The sequence below is a fragment of the Pseudomonas sp. IT-P74 genome (assembly GCF_949768175.1).
Lineage (GTDB): Bacteria > Pseudomonadota > Gammaproteobacteria > Pseudomonadales > Pseudomonadaceae > Aquipseudomonas.
Window position 1 is genome coordinate 62,252 of sequence record NZ_CATKQD010000033.1, and the last position, 16,503, is coordinate 78,754.

General features: G+C 58.3%; 16 protein-coding genes. 10 read left to right on the forward strand and 6 right to left on the reverse strand.

Annotated features, from left to right (window positions below; translation table 11 throughout):
• The first annotated feature begins 38 nt into the window (after window positions 1-38).
• The gene (mobA, locus tag ACM6J5_RS16605) at window positions 39-641 is read left to right on the forward strand and encodes a molybdenum cofactor guanylyltransferase MobA (RefSeq protein WP_095946328.1); all 603 of its coding nucleotides are present in this window, start codon (window positions 39-41) and stop codon (window positions 639-641) included.
• Window positions 642-718: 77 nt separating this feature from the next.
• A complete protein-coding gene (locus tag ACM6J5_RS16610) occupies window positions 719-940 on the forward strand; it encodes a YgdI/YgdR family lipoprotein (protein WP_007994800.1) in 222 nt (73 codons plus the stop codon).
• Between the two features lie 84 nt (window positions 941-1,024).
• On the opposite strand, the gene ACM6J5_RS16615 is transcribed toward ACM6J5_RS16610, so the two are convergent.
• The 4 genes from ACM6J5_RS16615 to ACM6J5_RS16630 form a co-directional block, all read right to left on the reverse strand.
• Entirely contained in the window at window positions 1,025-1,915 is an 891-nt protein-coding gene (locus tag ACM6J5_RS16615; protein ID WP_095946327.1) for a pseudouridine synthase, read from the reverse strand.
• Window positions 1,916-2,041: 126 nt separating this feature from the next.
• Window positions 2,042-2,359 carry a transcriptional regulator gene (locus ACM6J5_RS16620; RefSeq protein ID WP_414928988.1) on the reverse strand — a complete coding sequence of 106 codons (318 nt, stop codon included), beginning with the start codon at window positions 2,357-2,359 and terminating at the stop codon, window positions 2,042-2,044.
• A gap of 172 nt (window positions 2,360-2,531) precedes the next feature.
• A complete protein-coding gene (locus ACM6J5_RS16625; RefSeq protein ID WP_095946325.1) occupies window positions 2,532-2,768 on the reverse strand; it encodes a glutaredoxin family protein in 237 nt (78 codons plus the stop codon).
• 104 nt (window positions 2,769-2,872) lie between these two features.
• On the reverse strand, window positions 2,873-4,081 hold the full coding sequence (locus tag ACM6J5_RS16630) for an ammonium transporter (RefSeq protein ID WP_414928989.1): 1,209 nt from the start codon (window positions 4,079-4,081) through the stop codon (window positions 2,873-2,875).
• Between the two features lie 328 nt (window positions 4,082-4,409).
• On the opposite strand from ACM6J5_RS16630, the gene ACM6J5_RS16635 reads away from it, so the two are divergent.
• From ACM6J5_RS16635 to ACM6J5_RS16670, 8 genes are all read left to right on the forward strand, one after another.
• On the forward strand, window positions 4,410-4,724 hold the full coding sequence (locus ACM6J5_RS16635) for a DUF883 family protein (protein WP_095944929.1): 315 nt from the start codon (window positions 4,410-4,412) through the stop codon (window positions 4,722-4,724).
• 1 nt (window position 4,725) lies between these two features.
• The gene (locus tag ACM6J5_RS16640) at window positions 4,726-5,115 is read left to right on the forward strand and encodes a phage holin family protein (RefSeq protein WP_057713835.1); all 390 of its coding nucleotides are present in this window, start codon (window positions 4,726-4,728) and stop codon (window positions 5,113-5,115) included.
• On the forward strand, window positions 5,112-5,456 hold the full coding sequence (locus tag ACM6J5_RS16645; RefSeq protein WP_414928990.1) for a hypothetical protein: 345 nt from the start codon (window positions 5,112-5,114) through the stop codon (window positions 5,454-5,456). The genes ACM6J5_RS16640 and ACM6J5_RS16645 overlap by 4 nt, the downstream gene beginning before the upstream one ends.
• 218 nt (window positions 5,457-5,674) lie before the next feature.
• Window positions 5,675-7,003 carry a deoxyguanosinetriphosphate triphosphohydrolase gene (locus ACM6J5_RS16650; RefSeq protein WP_008049102.1) on the forward strand — a complete coding sequence of 443 codons (1,329 nt, stop codon included), beginning with the start codon at window positions 5,675-5,677 and terminating at the stop codon, window positions 7,001-7,003.
• 178 nt (window positions 7,004-7,181) lie between these two features.
• On the forward strand, window positions 7,182-7,574 hold the full coding sequence (locus ACM6J5_RS16655; RefSeq protein ID WP_150673636.1) for a response regulator: 393 nt from the start codon (window positions 7,182-7,184) through the stop codon (window positions 7,572-7,574).
• 245 nt (window positions 7,575-7,819) lie between these two features.
• Window positions 7,820-8,446 (forward strand): response regulator transcription factor, encoded by a 627-nt coding sequence (locus ACM6J5_RS16660; RefSeq protein WP_008002663.1) that lies wholly within the window; start codon window positions 7,820-7,822, stop codon window positions 8,444-8,446.
• 8 nt (window positions 8,447-8,454) lie between these two features.
• A complete protein-coding gene (locus ACM6J5_RS16665) occupies window positions 8,455-12,096 on the forward strand; it encodes a transporter substrate-binding domain-containing protein (RefSeq protein WP_414928991.1) in 3,642 nt (1,213 codons plus the stop codon).
• A 49-nt stretch (window positions 12,097-12,145) separates the two neighbouring features.
• Window positions 12,146-15,091: an HD domain-containing phosphohydrolase gene (locus ACM6J5_RS16670; RefSeq protein WP_414928992.1), complete on the forward strand. Its 2,946-nt coding sequence runs from the start codon at window positions 12,146-12,148 to the stop codon at window positions 15,089-15,091.
• Here ACM6J5_RS16670 and ACM6J5_RS16675 read toward each other — a convergent pair whose 3' ends face one another.
• Both ACM6J5_RS16675 and ACM6J5_RS16680 read right to left on the reverse strand, forming a co-directional pair.
• Complete coding sequence (locus ACM6J5_RS16675) at window positions 15,092-15,574, reverse strand: GAF domain-containing protein (protein ID WP_095944935.1); 483 nt, start codon at window positions 15,572-15,574, stop codon at window positions 15,092-15,094.
• On the reverse strand, window positions 15,571-16,461 hold the full coding sequence (locus tag ACM6J5_RS16680; protein WP_095944936.1) for an ATP-binding protein: 891 nt from the start codon (window positions 16,459-16,461) through the stop codon (window positions 15,571-15,573). The genes ACM6J5_RS16675 and ACM6J5_RS16680 overlap by 4 nt, the downstream gene beginning before the upstream one ends.
• Between the last annotated feature and the right edge of the window lie 42 nt (window positions 16,462-16,503).

The window sequence follows — 16,503 nt, forward strand, 5'->3', positions numbered from 1 at the left end:
AGCGCTCCGTTTTTTCGCCGCCCCCATGGAGGCCTGCCATGACCACGAATTCACAATTGCCACCCTGCTCCATTCTGCTCCTGGCGGGCGGCCGCGGCCAACGTATGGGGGGGCGGGACAAAGGGTTGCTGGACTGGCACGGCGAACCGCTGATTGTGCATCTGCATCGCAAAACCCGTCCGCTGACCGATGACCTGATCATCTCCTGCAATCGAAACCTTGAGAAGTACGCCCCCTACGCCGACCAGTTGGTCCACGATGATGAAGGTGACTTCCCCGGGCCGCTGGCAGGTATTCGCGCAGGCCTGAAAGCTGCTCGCCATAGCCACCTGCTGGTCATGCCGTGTGACGTTCCGGGTATTGATGCTGCGCTGATCGGCACGATGCGCGAGGCCGCCAACCTGCATCCGGACAAGCCGTTGATGGTGCGGCATGATGGCCACTGGGAGCCGTTGTTGTGTGTGATTCCCGTGCTACACAGGGCAGTATTTGAGAATGCCTGGAACGAGGGTGAGCGCAGCCCTGGCCGGTTGATGCGCAAGCTCGGCGCGACAGCGCTGCAATGCCCGGACAACGACCCTCGGCTGGCAAATCTCAACACGCCGGAACTTTTAAGCGGTCATGACACTGTGTCAGACTGATATTGATCAGGAACTTGCGTGGACGGTGCACGTCTCAAGTTCAGCAACCAAAGAATTCTTTTTCGGAGACACAACTCATGACTCAACGGACCCTCGCCACTTTCATGCTCGCACTGGGCCTTGCCACCCTCGCCGGTTGCGCGTCGCCTACAGTGATCACCTTGAATGACGGTCGAGAAATCCAGGCCGTCGACACGCCACAATTCGACAAGGATTCCGGTTTCTACGAATTCGAACAGCTCGACGGCAAACAGACCCGCATCAACAAAGACCAGGTTCGGACCGTCAAGGAGTTGTAATCCTGAACCCGCCGGATACAGAAAAGCCCGCTTGATGCGGGCTTTTTCATGCCTGGAGAACAGCGCTTCAGAGTCGCTTCCTGATCACCATTGCAGGGTGATTTCACTCTCGAACTCACGCGCCTGGCCGGTGACCGGATCGATAAACTTCAGCCCCTGAGCCAGCAATTTCAAAGGGTTGGCGTAGTCATCCTGCGCATCCTTGAGCACATCGGGGTAAAACGGGTCGTTGCAGATACCGGCGCCCAACGCCGCCATATGTACCCGTAGCTGATGTTTCTTGCCTGTCACCGGGTAAAGACCATAACGCCAGAGATCCCCCTGTTTCTCCCTGACTTCAACCGCCGTCTCGGTGTTGCTGGCTCCCGGACCTTCCTGCATGCGGAAGAACGGCTCCCCATCGACCAGTCGGCTCTTATGAACCAACGGAAAAGCCAGGTCGGGTAACGCCTTTGCGATGGCCTCGTAGCGTTTTTCGATTTGCCGGGTTGGAAACAACGACTGATAAGCCGAACGGCTCTGCGGATTGGCAGAAAACAGCACCAGCCCTGCGGTGTGCCGGTCAATGCGATGCAATGGCACCAGGTGCGGATTGTCCAGGCGCCGAATCAAGCGTCGCAGCAGCGTCTGTTCGACGTATTCGCCAGCCGGCGTCACGGGCAGGAAATGTGGCTTGTCGGCTACCACCAGATGCTCGTCCGCGTACAGAATCGACTCGATCACCGGGATCGGCTTTTCATCCGGCACTTCGCGAAAATAATGAATCCGCAAACCTTCCCTGTAGGCCAGATCGAGGGCAATCGGCATGCCCTGCCCGTCGAGGACCCGGCCACGGGCAATCCTGTCCAGCCATTGTTCACGACCGATGGCGCTGAAATGCTCACACAGGCAATCGACAACAGTCTGCCACGGGCCAGGTGGCAAGTAGAGCGTACTGGCCTGACTGTGTGCCGCGGAAAAAGAAGAAGTGGACATACGAAAGCTCTAACCCTCAGTGCAGGCTGGCATTATCCAACAGCAAGGGGAATGAACCTAGGGGGCGTTCTCAATAAGTTTTCCCCGCATGAAAACCTATTGAGAACGCCCCCTGGAGAAGATTCCTCAAGCCGGGATCTGTGCGCGCGCCGCCGCTTCGGTGTACTCCTTGAGCCAGCGCAGTACATCGACCGCCTCCCAGCGAGCGGGGTCATACAGGGCGTACAACAATCCCAGATAACCCACGACATCGAGTTGCCGGTGATAACCCGCGCGTTGAAACAAGGCTTCGATTTCTGCGAAACAGGTATTGAAATGCGTTTTGTTGAAGGGCGTTTTCCCCTCGGTCACCAGACCATCCAGACGCAACTCAAGGACAGCCTCGCGTACGACGTCCGCGGACATCCGGTTCACGCTGTTCTTCAACTGTTCGACATTGACCACTATTCATCCCTCTGACGCCCGGGCTTGCCTGCTCACTCCCGAAAATCAGGAACGGCAAGGCAGGCACCGCGAATAACTGTATGCACATACAGTGTCCGATCAACGCCGAATAAGCCAAGGGGATCGATCGCAAAGTTCGACAGGCGGGACATGCCGCCAGCGCAAGAACCGCTCAACGCAGGAACGCCACCACCTGATCGGCACTGAACGGCCAGCCCAGTTCAGCGCCGGTATCGACTCGCCGCAACACCGGAATCCGCAGGCTGTAGGCTGCGAACCATGATTCATCGTCGGCGATGTCCACCAGCTCCACCAGCAGACCGCGCTCGACGAACTCCATCAACATGGCTTCGGCTACTTCACAGAGATGGCATCCAAGGGTGCCGAACAGCTGACATTCGGGAAGCATGAGCGCTCAACCAGAAAATGAAGTGACCATTCTAGGCCTGCCCCGAAAAACCGTCGAGCCATTGAGGCCCCTACCTGATGCCACCGAAAATAAAGAGCCCCGAATCAGTCCTGGCTCACGGCACCGATCTTGTGGATCGACAGGTCCGCGCCGTAGTACTCCTCTTCCTGGCTCAGGCGCAATCCATGCAACGCCTTGATCACGCCGTACACCGCAAACCCGCCGACCAGTGCCACAGTGATGCCCAGCGCAGTGCCGATCAACTGGCTGATCAGGCTGACCCCGCCCAGCCCGCCCAAAGCGATCTGACCGAAAATGCCGCAGGCGATGCCGCCCCACACGCCGCACAAGCCATGCAACGGCCACACCCCCAACACATCGTCGATGCGCCATTTGCCTTGGGCCGCGGTGAAGCACCAGACAAATAGCGCCCCCGCGACGGCACCGGTGACCAGCGCCCCCACAGGATGCATCAGGTCGGATCCGGCACAGATTGCCACGAGCCCCGCCAAAGGGCCGTTGTGCAGAAAGCCGGGGTCGTTGCGCCCGACAATCAGCGCCGCAACCGTACCGCCAACCATGGCCATCAACGAGTTCACCGCCACCAGTCCGCTGACACCTTGCAGGGTTTGCGCGCTCATGACGTTGAAGCCGAACCAGCCAACGATCAGGATCCACGAGCCCAGTGCCAGAAACGGGATGCTCGATGGCGCGAACGCGACCAGCCGACCCTCGCGATAGCGGCCATTACGCGGCCCGAGCAACAGCACCGCCGCCAGTGCCAGCCAACCGCCCATGGCATGCACCACCACGGAGCCTGCGAAATCATGGAAACCGGCGCCAAAGCGTTCCAGCAACCAGGCTTGCAAACCCAGGTTGCCGTTCCAGACAATGCCTTCGAAGAACGGATAGATGAACGCGACGATCAACGCGGTTGCACACAACTGGGGAGCAAACCTGGCGCGCTCGGCGATCCCTCCGGAAATGATCGCCGGGATCGCCGCGGCAAAGGTCAGCAGGAAGAAAAACTTCACCAGTCCATAACCATGGTCGGCATTGAGCACGGCCGCTGGCTGCATGAACGTCACGCCATAGGAAATCCAATAGCCTATAAAGAAGTAGGCCAGTGTCGAAACGGCGAAGTCGCTGAGGATTTTCGACAACGCATTGACCTGGTTTTTCTGTCGCACGGTTCCGACTTCGAGAAAGGCAAAACCGGCGTGCATGGCCAGAACCATGACCGCACCGATCAGAATGAACAGCGTGTTGGAGCTATGGACCAGGGTGTCCACAGCACTTTGCAGATTTTCCATGGAATGGGCAGACCTTATGGCAGAAAAAAGCACCAAAGCAGTTCGCGATGGCTGCCCATGCACCAAGTTGCAGCTTCAAGGCATCAGGGTACTGATCCCGTTGAACCACTTTGGCGCACGGACGCCGCCCAGGAAAAACGCGCCCCGGCCGTTTACGCGAGTTTTTGATTGTTGGTCCTACGGTTTTACTGAAATCATGCCCGGCATTAGCGCAATGGTGCGCACCGGCGCACCAAGACTCAGCAAAAGTTGTACCAGTCATTTGTACTGAACCTTCGTCGAAGGCTCATACTCGAACGCATCAGAAAGCCACTTAAGGAGATCCACCATGGCCCGCACACAGGCAAAGACCGCCCAAGAAATCCTGATGAACGACTTTCAGACACTGGTCAGTGACACCGAGCGCTTGCTGGAGCACACCGCGACCCTGGCCGGCGATCAGGCCGACGAGTTGCGCGAGCAGATTCACGGCAGTCTCTTGCGTGCCCGTGAAACCCTGAAACTGACCGAAGATTCCCTGCGCGAACACGGCAAGGCTGCTGTCACCGCCACTGAAGACTATGTCCAGGCCAACCCTTGGCAATCCGTCGGGATCGCGGCCGGCGTGGGTTTCCTGATCGGCCTGCTGGCCAGCCGGCGCTGATATGTCGATCGGCGAATCCGGCCCGTCCGTGACGGGAACCAGCTCCTCATCGCGGCGCCTGGGTGCTGCCTTCCTTGGGTTGCTGCATAGCCATGTCGAACTGTTCGGCATCGAATTGCAGGAACAAAAAGCCCGCACCGTCAGCCTGCTGCTGTTTGCCGGCCTGGCGCTGGTGTTTGCGTTGCTGCTGCTGGTAGGGCTGTCGACGCTGGTGCTTATCGTGTTCTGGGACACCTATCGCCTGACCGCCATCATCGGGCTCTGTGTGTTCTACTCCCTCGCCGCCATATTCTGTGGAATGCGCTTGAGAGCGGCGATTTTCGATGAGTCCTCGCCCTTCCATGGCACCCTGGAAGAGCTGGCCAACGATCGGGAGCGCCTGCTGCCATGAGCCTGCCTGAATTGCCACACAACAGCTCGCGCGCGGAAATGCGCAAGGCCCTGATCCGCCTGCGCATGGAAATGCACCGTCAGGAAATCCGCCACGAATCCGCGCAACTGCTGCAGCCCTTGCAACGGGTGCGCGGGATGACGCAAAACCTGCAGGACGGCTTCGGCATCAAGCACGCTCCACTCTGGGGCGTAGCTGCCGTTACTTTGCTGGGCTTTCTGACCGGAAAGGGTGCGAAAAACGGGGGCGGCCTCAGCAGCCTGACCCGGCTGATCCGCCTCGGCGCCACACTGGGGCCGCTGATCAAACTGATCATGCAGGGCTCTTCGCGCAAAGACTGATCAGTTTCTTTCTGGCTGCATCCTTGCTACATCGACGGGATACGCCCCTCTATCGGGGGGGCGCAATCCTGTGCGTCTACCCGATCAACAGGCCCCCCTCTAAAAAAAGATCTTACAAGGAGGCCTCGATATCGACGCCGCCGGGTTGTAGTTCCGCTTGCAGGTCATGGCGCGAAACGGGAAGCTAGGCCATCAGACACCTGACGGAGAGACCCGCCTTGGATTGGCACACACTGCTTACCCGCGAACGCCTCGGAAAACCGCTGCACAGCCCTGAAGAACTCGGCCGCAGCCCTTTTCACAAAGACCACGACCGCATCATTTTCTCGGGGGCTTTCCGCCGCCTCGGGCGCAAGACCCAGGTCCATCCGGTGTCCAGCAATGATCACATTCATACGCGCCTGACCCACTCGCTGGAAGTCAGCTGTGTGGGTCGTTCGCTGGGCATGCGCGTCGGCGAAACCATCCGCAGGACTCTGCCCGAATGGTGCGAACCCAGCGACCTGGGGATGGTGGTGCAATCGGCCTGCCTGGCACATGACATCGGCAACCCGCCGTTCGGCCATTCCGGTGAAGACGCGATCCGTCATTGGTTCCAGCAAGCCGCCGGCCGCGGCTGGCTGGATGCCATGAGTGAGGCCGAGCGCAATGACTTCCTGAATTTCGAAGGCAATGCCCAAGGCTTTCGGGTACTCACTCAACTGGAGTATCACCAGTTCGACGGCGGCACCCGCCTGACCTATGCAACGCTGGGCACGTACCTGAAGTATCCATGGACAGCCAGGCACGCCGACTCGCTGGGCTACAAGAAACACAAGTTCGGCTGTTATCAGAGCGAGCTGCCACTGCTGGAGCAGATCGCCCATAAACTCGGCTTGCCACAACTGGAGGAGCAACGTTGGGCGCGGCACCCGCTGGTGTACCTGATGGAGGCCGCCGACGACATCTGCTATGCGCTGATCGACCTGGAAGACGGCCTAGAAATGGAGTTGCTCGAATATGCCGAAGTCGAATCCCTGCTGCTGGGTCTGGTGGGCGATGACTTGCCGGAGACCTATCGCCAGCTCGGTCCCGACGATTCGCGCCGGCGCAAACTGGCGATCCTGCGCGGTAAAGCCATCGAGCACTTGACCAATGCCGCGGCCCGCGCCTTCGTCGAGCAACAGGATGCGCTGCTGGCCGGTACGCTGCCCGGCGATCTGGTGGAACACATGCACGGTCCCGCCAAGCGTTGCGTACTCAATGCCAAGGACATGGCCCGCAAGAAAATTTTCCAGGACAAGCGCAAGACCCTGCACGAGATCGGCGCCTACACCACGCTGGAAATCCTGCTCAACGCCTTTTGCGGTGCCGCGCTGGAGCAGCACAACGGGCGTACGCCGTCGTTCAAGAGCCGCCGCATCCTTGACCTGCTGGGCAACAATGCACCCGATCCTCACGGCCCGTTGCATACCTCGTTTTTGCGCATGATTGATTTCATAGCCGGTATGACCGACAGCTATGCCAGTGACATGGCCCTGGAAATGACCGGCCGTGCCAGCCACTGAGGTGAATGGATTGATCAGCCATTACGGCATTCGTTATGGCCGATCCCCCCTTCAACATCCAACAGCACTCAAGTTTCGTCGAATCGCCCTACAGCACATGGCGAGCAAACTGATCGCTTGCCCGGAACGCTCGCGAAACAATCGCCCTCCCTTCTGTTCGACAGATGAAGTGTTCCCCATGGCCGAAGACGATCTACACATCCTCGTGGTAGAAGACCACCCCTTCCAACTAATAGCCACTCAATACCTGCTGGAAAGTTATGGCTTCACCCGACTGACGACCACCGACAGCGCCAAAGGCGCCGTGCAGCAAATGCTCGAGGCCGATCAACCGTTCGACATCCTTTTATGCGATCAATGCCTGCCCGATCTGAAGGGGCTCGATCTGGTCCGGTTCGCCAGCCAGCGAGGGCTGATTAGACAGGCAATCATTCTGAGTAGCCTGACGACCTCTGAACTGGATGAACTTGAAAAAACGGCCATTTCACATGCGCTGCCATTATTGGGTTACTTGATAAAACCATTGAAACAATCTGAATTTAGAGACTTGTTGACCTCAGCAAAACTATAAAAAAACACTTATAAAAACCAGCAAACATACAAAACAAAACTTACCAACAACCCCCCTTTAAATCGCACCCAAATGCTGGACTTTTTTCAGCCTTCCTAATAAGAAACCTAGTTAATGCGTAGTCCTATTCTTTTTAATATGTAGGACTTTTCCTATATTGCTGCTACAGGTCAGTCAGTTCATGCGCCCCTTCAACTATCTGAGCTATGGTGCGCGCTTTATTTGAGCTCGTATGGGACTTGATTATGAACTCCGTTTTTATTGTCGACGATCACCCCGTTATCCGCCTTGCCGTTCGAATGCTACTGGAACATGAAGGTTACAAAGTCGTCGGCGAAACTGACAATGGGGTCGACGCCATGCAGATGGTTCGCGAATGCATGCCGGACCTGGTCATTCTCGACATCAGCATTCCAAAACTGGATGGTCTGGAAGTGCTGTCCCGATTCAATGCAATGAGCACCCCCCTTAAAACACTGGTACTGACAGCACAATGCCCGACACTTTTCGGTATTCGTTGCATGCAATCGGGCGCATCGGGCTATGTCTGCAAACAAGAGGACATCAGTGAACTGGTCAGCGCCATAAAAGCGGTATTTGCAGGTTACAACTATTTCCCCAGTGAGGCCTTGAACCCCGTCCGCGGAGATGAAACACGCTGCATCGAACTGGAACTGTTCAAATCGGTAAATGACCGGGAACTGATGGTCTTGCAACTTTTTGCCCAGGGCCGCACAAACAAGGAAATCGCCAAGGGCATGTTTCTGAGCAACAAGACCGTAAGCACCTACAAAAAGCGCCTCATGCAGAAACTCAAAGCCAAATCCCTGGTTGAACTGATCGAGATGGCAAAACGTAACGCGCTAGTGTGAGAATCTGGATGCCCAGCCGTTTGAAGGTCTATCTGATTCAACTGACCGCAGGTCTATGCGTGAGCACCTCGTTGTTCGGGGCACCGGGCAATGAAAACTACACGTTGCTCAGCCGCTCGAAGGTCGGAGCGCTGGAGGTTCGGCTGGATGAATCCCAGCAGCAATGGATAACACAAAAAAAACAACTGACGCTCGGTACGTCGGCCCCGGACTACCCCCCATTCGACCTGACCACCAGTGGCCGGGACTATGAAGGGTTTACCGCCGATTACGCCGGTCTCCTGGAAAAAGTAACCGGTTTGCCCGTCACGGTTCAGCGTTTCGATTCCCGAGGGGCCGCGATCGCTGCGCTGGAGAACGGCGATGTCGATCTGCTGGGCACCGCCAATGGATTCGAAGCCGGCAATGCTGACATTGCCCTGTCCATACCCTATGCCGTCGACCAACCCGTACTGGTGACCCGCGAAGGGGAAACCCGATCCCTCACCGATGGTCTGGCCGGATTGCGCCTGAGCATGGTGTATCACTACTTGCCGCTGGCGGAAGTCAAGGCGTTGTACCCGAAGGCGATCATCACGTCCTATCCGTCTTACCAGAATGCGATCAATGCCGTTGCTTTCGATCAGGCGGACGTGTTTCTCGGTGACACCATTTCAACTCACTACATGATCAACAAGGGGTACCTGAACAACATCCGCATGGCCAACTTCGGCAAACATGAAGCCTTTGGCTTCAGCTTCGCCGTCAACCGGAACAACCCCGAACTGCTCGGCATCATCAACGCGATGATCACGGCCATCCCCTCCAGTGAACGGGAAAACATCGCCAAACGCTGGAGCGCCGGCAGCGACATTCTGCTGACCGATCAAAAGCTGCAACTCACCGACCGGGAGGAACGCTGGCTGAGCCACCACCCGATTGTGCGCGTTGTCGTCAACGAAGCCTTTGCGCCACTGACATTTTTCGATAGCAATGGCAACTTTCGTGGCGTCACCGCGGATCTGCTTGAGCTGATCAGGCTGCGTACCGGCTTGCGCTTCGATATCCGGAGCAGTCGAAGCGATGACGAGATGATCCAACAGATCAAGGACAACAGGGTAGATGTGATTGCCGCGTTGCTCCCCAGCGCCGAACGTCAAACCCAGCTGAACTTTACCCGCCCCTTTCTGGAAAACTCCTACGTCCTGCTGACCCGCAAAGCAGCCGACAGCCCGACCAACCTCGCGCAGTTGCAGGACAAGCGCCTGAGCATTGCCCGCGGTAATCCACTCATGGATTACCTGCGCAGAGAGTTTCCCCGGATCAAGTTGATCGAAACCCCGGACACCTTCAGCGCCGTGGAGTTACTTGCCGAAGGCCAGGCCGAGGGCGCGGTGAACTCACTGGTCATTGCCAATTATTTCATTTCCTCGCGACTGTTCGAGCACACATTGCAAATCAGCACCACCATCGGCACCGAACAGGCCGCGTTTTCCCTTGCCACCGCTCGGGGCGCCAAAGAGCTGAACGCCATTCTCGACAAGGCGCTGCTGAGCATCTCGCCGGAAGAACTGGGCATCATCAACAGTCGCTGGCGCGGCTATTCGGCGTCCTCGCAAAGCACCTGGCGCAACTATCAAAGACTGTTCTACCAAATCGTCATCGGTGCAGGCGTGCTGTTGCTGATTTCCGTTGCGTGGAACGACTACATGCGACGCCAGATCAAGCAACGCAAGGCGGCCGAGCGTGCGCTGAACGATCAATTCGAGTTCATGCGATCGCTGGTCAATGGCACACCCCATCCGATCTACGTGCGTGATCGCCAGGGGCTGCTGCAAAGTTGCAACGACAGTTACCTGCAAGCGTTCTGCGCCCGGCGTGAAGATGTCATCGGCAAAAGCGTCATGCAGGGATCGATGAGCAATGTGTTCGAAGCCCGGGAGTACCAGGCCGACTACCAGCGCGTGGTGGCCGAGGGCAGACCGTTGATCGTCGATCGCGAGCTGCACATTGGTGGCCGGCGACTGACGATCTACCACTGGATTCTTCCCTATCGGGATTCCAGCGCAAAAGTGCAAGGCATTATCGGTGGCTGGATCGACATCAGCGAACGGCGGCAACTGCTCGATGATCTGCGTTGCGCGAAAGAGCGCGCCGATAACGCCAACCGGGCCAAAAGCACGTTCCTGGCCACGATGAGCCATGAGATCCGCACACCGATGAATGCAATCATCGGCATGCTTGAACTGACACTCAAGCGTCTTGATCATCAGCACCCGGAGCGTCCGGCCATCGATGTCGCCTACCACTCGGCGAAAGGGTTGCTGGAATTGATCGGCGACATTCTGGACATCGCCAGAATCGAATCAGGCCGATTGAGCCTGAGTCCGGAGCGGGTCAATCCGGGTGAACTCGTGACCTCGGTCACGCGGATTTTCGAAGGCCTGGCCCGACAGAAGGAACTCGAACTGGTACTGGAGTTTTCATCGGCGAACCCGAACTTCGATGTGTTGCTGGATCCGTTGCGCTTCAAGCAGGTGCTGTCCAACCTGATCAGCAATGCCATCAAGTTTACCGAACAAGGTCAGGTCCGGGTCATTGTCGACCTGCACCCGGCAACGCAACCTGAGCGTGTTCAGATGCGGCTGCAGGTTCACGACAGTGGTATCGGGATCAGCGAACAGGATCAACAACGCCTGTTCGAACCCTTCGCCCAGGCCGACCACGCCATGCAATCGGCCAGGGGAGGCGCAGGGCTGGGGCTGGTGATCAGCCGCAATCTCTGCGAGATGATGGGCGGCAGCCTGCAATTGCACAGCGAGCCGGGCATCGGCACCCAAGTGGAGGTGTTGTTGCAGCTGGAGACGTTGCCGCTGCAACAGTTGGCCCAAGTTGTCGAAACCCAAGTCGTCGTCGCCACAACCCCATTGAATGTTCTGGTAGTCGACGATCACTCGGCCAATCGATTGCTCACATGCCAGCAACTGGAGTTTCTTGGGCATCGATTCACTGTCGCGGCCGATGGACAGGAGGGATTGGAGGCATGGAAAGACCAGCCTTTTGATCTGGTGATCGCCGATTGCAACATGCCGGTCATGAACGGTTACGAGCTGGCACGTGCCATTCGCCAGCATGAGCGACAACTCCATCGCCCTCCCTGTACCGTTCTTGGCTTTACCGCCAATGCCCAACCGGAAGAAATACAACGCTGCAAACAGGCAGGTATGAACGACTGCCTGTTCAAACCCCTCAGCCTCGGGGCCTTGAGTCAATGGGTGCAAGGCATTGAACCCACCCATGCAGCCCCGGCGTTCAGCCTTCACGGATTGAAACAGCTGACCGGGGGCAACCCGGTGTTGAACCGACGATTGCTGAACGAACTGGTGAGCAGCAACCGCCAGGATCTGCCGACGCTGTTGTCGCTATCCAGCTCAGGGGATACGCAAGCGCTGCGAGACATTGCCCACAAAATCAAAGGCGCGGCCCGGATAGTTCAGGCCTCCCGCCTGATCGACTGCTGCGAGGCACTCGAAGCCGCCTGCCATGAGGATTTCGATCGCGAAGAAGTGGCCGGATGCTGTAAATCCATGGAGCGCGTAATGCTTGAGCTGGAGGACGCATTGCTACGTCAGATCGAGCATTACGACCAAGGCAAAATGCCAGAGCCTTAACTATGCTTGGTCCCTCGGCAGTGTGTTGACCATCATGGAGAAACCCGCAATGCCTGACTCACTGCGCACGGATCCACGAAGGTTTCCGCTGCATGTCCATATCAGCGTGATGTTCACCTTTTTGTTGTTGCTGACCGGGGTGGTGCTGGGGCTTTTCAACTACCGGCAAACCACACAGATCATCTTGTCCAGCAGTGAAAAACTCTTCAACCGCATCGAGCAGGATGTCCGGCTGGACCTGCACGCGACCTATGACCCCATTCGTCATCTGTTAAGCCTGTTGGCACTCAATCCGGCGGGCCAGTCCCCTGATCTGGAACAACGCCTGGCACTGCTCGAACCGTTCAGCCAGTCACTCGAGGACAACCCCAACCTGGCTTCGCTGTACCTGGGCTACGACAATGGCGACTTTTTCATGGTCCGCCCGCTGCGTACCCCAGAGGTCAAAAATCTGGTCAAGGCCCCGGACACGGCGGTTTACCAGGTCTGGAGCATCGAGCACGACAGCAGCGGGCAGGCCCACTCCCAGTCGTTGTTTTTCGACCGGAACCTGACACTTGTCAGCCGTCAGGACAACCTGAACGACACCTACGATCCTCGCAACCGCGCCTGGTTTACCAGCGCCCGCGTCGACAATGCCCAGATCACCACCGAACCCTATATCTTCTTTTCCACCCACAACATCGGCACGACGCTGGCACGACGTAGCGGTGACAAGGCAATCCTGGCCGCTGACCTGACCCTGGCCGAACTCAGCGCGACCCTGGCCAAGCACGTCGTGACCCCCAATACCGAAATCGTCCTGTTCGATGCCGAAGGCAATGCCATTGCCTACCCGGACAGCCGCAGGCTGATCATCGATGATCAGACGTCCCGTCTGATCAAGGCGGCGGACCTGAGCCCCAGCCTGGGTGCGTTGCTCAACAGTCCCCCTCAGGGCAGTCGCCTGAACGCCAGCGGCCGGCAGTGGATCGTGGCCCGCGGCAGCATGCAGGAAGGCGGCCCCCAAGGCCTGCAACTGGCGCTGCTGGTGCCGGAAGACGAGTTGCTCGTCGACGCGTACCGGATGCGCTGGCAAGGTGCGCTCATTACCCTGGCTACCCTGCTGTTATGCGTGCCGCTGGGTTGGCTGACGTCAAGAGTTCTGGTCAAACCCTTGCGCGCACTGGTGCAGGAGGCCGATGCGATTCGCAGTTTCGATTTCAATTTTCCGCTTTCCCGTCGCTCGCCGGTGCTCGAAGTCGACCAATTGAGTGTGTCGATGGCACGGATGAAAGACACCCTGGCGAGCTTCTTCCAGATCACAGACAGCCTCAGCGCCGAAACCCGTTTCGCCCCGCTGCTGGAACGGGTGTTGTTTGAAACCGTGAAAATCGGTCAGGCCCAGGCCGGCCTGATCTATTTGCGCGAAGGTGACGGCGAGCACATGGAACCCCATGGACTGGTCATCAACAACACCGCCGAAAACCTGCAAACCTTCGACATCAGCGGACACTCGCTCAAGAACCCGCAAAGCCCCCCATGGCTGCACCAGTTGGCCAACGTCGACACTGTCGTCAGCAACCTGGGTTTCGAGCAGGCGGGTGACCTGCAGAAAATCCTGCTCGCCCTGGAAAGTCCCCGGGTCCATCTGATCGGTATCCGCCTGCACAATCGTCACAACGAAACCGTGGGCGTGCTGGTATTGCTGTTGGCCGACAGCGGCGAGCAGAGCGATCTGGACAAACTGCGGCCGGACCGCATTGCGTTTCTCAAGGCGGTGTCCGGCGCGGCCGCCGTGTGCATCGAGAGCCAGCGCCTGCAAGCCCGGCAAAAACAGCTGCTGGACGCCTTCATTCAACTGCTGGCCGGCGCCATCGACGCCAAAAGCCCCTACACCGGGGGCCATTGCCAGCGCGTTCCGGAACTGACCCTGATGCTCGCCCAAGCGGCGGCAGACAGCCAGGAGCCCGCCTTCAGCGCTTATCAGCCAACCGAAGATGAATGGGAGGCACTGCACATCGCCGCCTGGCTGCACGATTGCGGCAAAATCACCACCCCGGAATACGTTGTCGACAAAGCCACGAAACTGGAAACCCTGACCGATCGCATCCACGAAATCCGTACCCGCTTCGAGGTACTCAAGCGTGATACCTGGATCAGCTACTGGCAGGCCATTGCCCTGGGGGGGGACGAGCCAGCGCTGGCAGAATTGCGCAATGCCAGCCTGGCCGGGCTGGATGATGATTTCGCCTTCGTGGCCCGATGCAATCTCGGCGGTGAAGCCATGGCCGACGCTGACCTGCAACGCCTGCGCTGCCTGGCTGAACGCACCTGGACCCGAACCCTGGATGACCGGTTGGGCGTGTCCTGGGAAGAAAACCGGCGTCAGGCCCGAACGCCCGCCCCTACCCTGCCCGTCAGCGAATCGTTACTGGCGGACAAACCCGAGCATCTGTTCGAGCGCAGCGATAACGAAGTGATACCGCAAGACAATCCCCTGGGCTTCAAACTCGACGTTCCACCCCACAAATACAACCGGGGCGAGCTGTACAACCTGAGCATTGTCCGGGGCACACTGACGAGCGAGGAGCGTTATGTCATCAATAACCACATCGTTCAGACGATCCTGATGCTCAACCATCTGCCGTTCCCCGAGCACTTGCGCAACATCACGGAAATAGCCGGCGGGCATCACGAAAAAATGGACGGCACCGGGTATCCGAAACGCTTGAAGCGAGAAGAAATGAGCCTGCCGGCGCGGATGATGGCGATTGCCGATATCTTCGAAGCCTTGACGGCCGCCGACCGCCCCTACAAAAAAGCCAAGACCTTGAGCGAGGCGCTGGGCATCATGGCGTTGATGTGCCGTGATGCCCACATCGACCCGGAGGTGTTCGGGCTGTTCATCAAGACACAGGTCTATCTGCAGTACGCCAGGCGCTTCCTCGACCCTGGGCAGATCGATGCGGTGGACGCCTCGGGCCTGCTGGCCAAGGCCGGCCTGGCGTCTTGATCAGCAGTCGGTCAGGCGCAGGAAAATCGCCGCCAGTTGTTCGATTCCAGCCTGGTCCTGCGCGGTGAAACGCGCGAGTTTCGGACTGTCGAGGTCAAGCACGCCGATCAATCGGCCGTCCTTGACCAGCGGCACCACCAATTCGCTGTTCGAGGCGCTGTCGCAGGCAATGTGACCGGGGAACGCGTGCACATCTTCGACTCGTTGAGTCTGTCGGGTGGCTGCCGCCGCTCCGCAAACGCCGCGACCAAACGGAATCCGTACACAAGCGATCTGCCCCTGAAACGGGCCCAGCACCAGTTCTTCATGACGGTTGAGGTAGAAACCGGCCCAATTCAAGTCATCGAGTTGGTTGAACAGAAACGCCGAGAACTGTGCGGCATTGGCGATGAAATCCCGCTCGTCCGCCAACAAGGATTCAAGCTGCGCCTGCAGCATGCCGTAGCCTTCGAGGCCTTGGCCGCTCTTTTGTAAATCGATCATGCCTTGTGCTCCAACAGCTTCAGCCCGACCCAATAACGGGCAAATTGATAGGCGCAACGCCCATTGCGATTGCCTCGGCCGGTGGCCCAGCGCACCGCCAGAATGTCCAGCTCCTCGGTGCGCTGCCACGCCAGTCCGGCCTTGCCAGCCAACTGGCCGATCCAGTGCTCGACGACGTCGAGGAAGTGTTCCTGGGTAAACGGATAGAACGACAGCCACAAACCGAAACGGTCCGATAGCGCGATCTTGTCTTCCACCGCTTCGCTCGGATGCAGTTCGCCGTCAACCCGTTTCCAGTTTTCGTTGTCACTTTCCTTTTCCGGCACCAGGTGGCGACGGTTGGACGTGGCGTACAGCAAAACGTTGTCCGGTGCCTGTTCCAGCGAGCCATCGAGGACACTCTTGAGCACTCGGTAATCACCCTCGCCCGACTCGAACGAGAGGTCATCGCAAAACAGCACGAAACGCTGGGGCAGCTTGCCGATCTGTTCGACCACCCGCGGCAGGTCCGCCAGGTGATCACGTTCAATCTCGATCAAGCGCAAGCCGGCTTGAGCGTGCTCAGCCAACAAGGCGCGCACCAGCGACGACTTGCCTGTGCCGCGCGAGCCCCAGAGCAAGGCGTGGTTGGCCGGCATGCCATCGAGGAACTGTTGGGTATTGCGCCCAAGCTGCTCGACTTGCCGGTCGACGCCGATCAGGTCCGACAAACGCATGTCGAGGCTGACCTCCAGCGGCATCAGATAACCGCCGCGCGACTCACGCTGCCAGCGCGCGGCCAGGCATTGCGTCCAGTCGATGGCTGGCCGGGGGGCCGGCAGCAACGGCTCGATACGGGCCAGAACGGCATCGGCACGTTCAAGAAAAGCATTCAATCGGGAATCCACGACTTCTCCTCGGGCTCGTTCACAGTAATGATGGTGATACAG

What these genes read in the sequence shown, in the direction of transcription:
- ACM6J5_RS16655 (WP_150673636.1), top strand. Translation starts at nt 7,182, where the DNA reads ATGGCCGAAGACGATCTACACATCCTCGTGGTAGAAGACCACCCCTTC.
- ACM6J5_RS16665 (WP_414928991.1), top strand. Translation starts at nt 8,455, where the DNA reads ATGCCCAGCCGTTTGAAGGTCTATCTGATTCAACTGACCGCAGGTCTA.
- ACM6J5_RS16625 (WP_095946325.1), bottom strand. Translation starts at nt 2,768, where the DNA reads ATGCTTCCCGAATGTCAGCTGTTCGGCACCCTTGGATGCCATCTCTGT.
- ACM6J5_RS16630 (WP_414928989.1), bottom strand. Translation starts at nt 4,081, where the DNA reads ATGGAAAATCTGCAAAGTGCTGTGGACACCCTGGTCCATAGCTCCAAC.
- ACM6J5_RS16645 (WP_414928990.1), top strand. Translation starts at nt 5,112, where the DNA reads ATGAGCCTGCCTGAATTGCCACACAACAGCTCGCGCGCGGAAATGCGC.
- ACM6J5_RS16615 (WP_095946327.1), bottom strand. Translation starts at nt 1,915, where the DNA reads ATGTCCACTTCTTCTTTTTCCGCGGCACACAGTCAGGCCAGTACGCTC.
- ACM6J5_RS16640 (WP_057713835.1), top strand. Translation starts at nt 4,726, where the DNA reads ATGTCGATCGGCGAATCCGGCCCGTCCGTGACGGGAACCAGCTCCTCA.
- ACM6J5_RS16635 (WP_095944929.1), top strand. Translation starts at nt 4,410, where the DNA reads ATGGCCCGCACACAGGCAAAGACCGCCCAAGAAATCCTGATGAACGAC.
- ACM6J5_RS16610 (WP_007994800.1), top strand. Translation starts at nt 719, where the DNA reads ATGACTCAACGGACCCTCGCCACTTTCATGCTCGCACTGGGCCTTGCC.
- ACM6J5_RS16670 (WP_414928992.1), top strand. Translation starts at nt 12,146, where the DNA reads ATGCCTGACTCACTGCGCACGGATCCACGAAGGTTTCCGCTGCATGTC.
- ACM6J5_RS16675 (WP_095944935.1), bottom strand. Translation starts at nt 15,574, where the DNA reads ATGATCGATTTACAAAAGAGCGGCCAAGGCCTCGAAGGCTACGGCATG.
- mobA (WP_095946328.1), top strand. Translation starts at nt 39, where the DNA reads ATGACCACGAATTCACAATTGCCACCCTGCTCCATTCTGCTCCTGGCG.
- ACM6J5_RS16660 (WP_008002663.1), top strand. Translation starts at nt 7,820, where the DNA reads ATGAACTCCGTTTTTATTGTCGACGATCACCCCGTTATCCGCCTTGCC.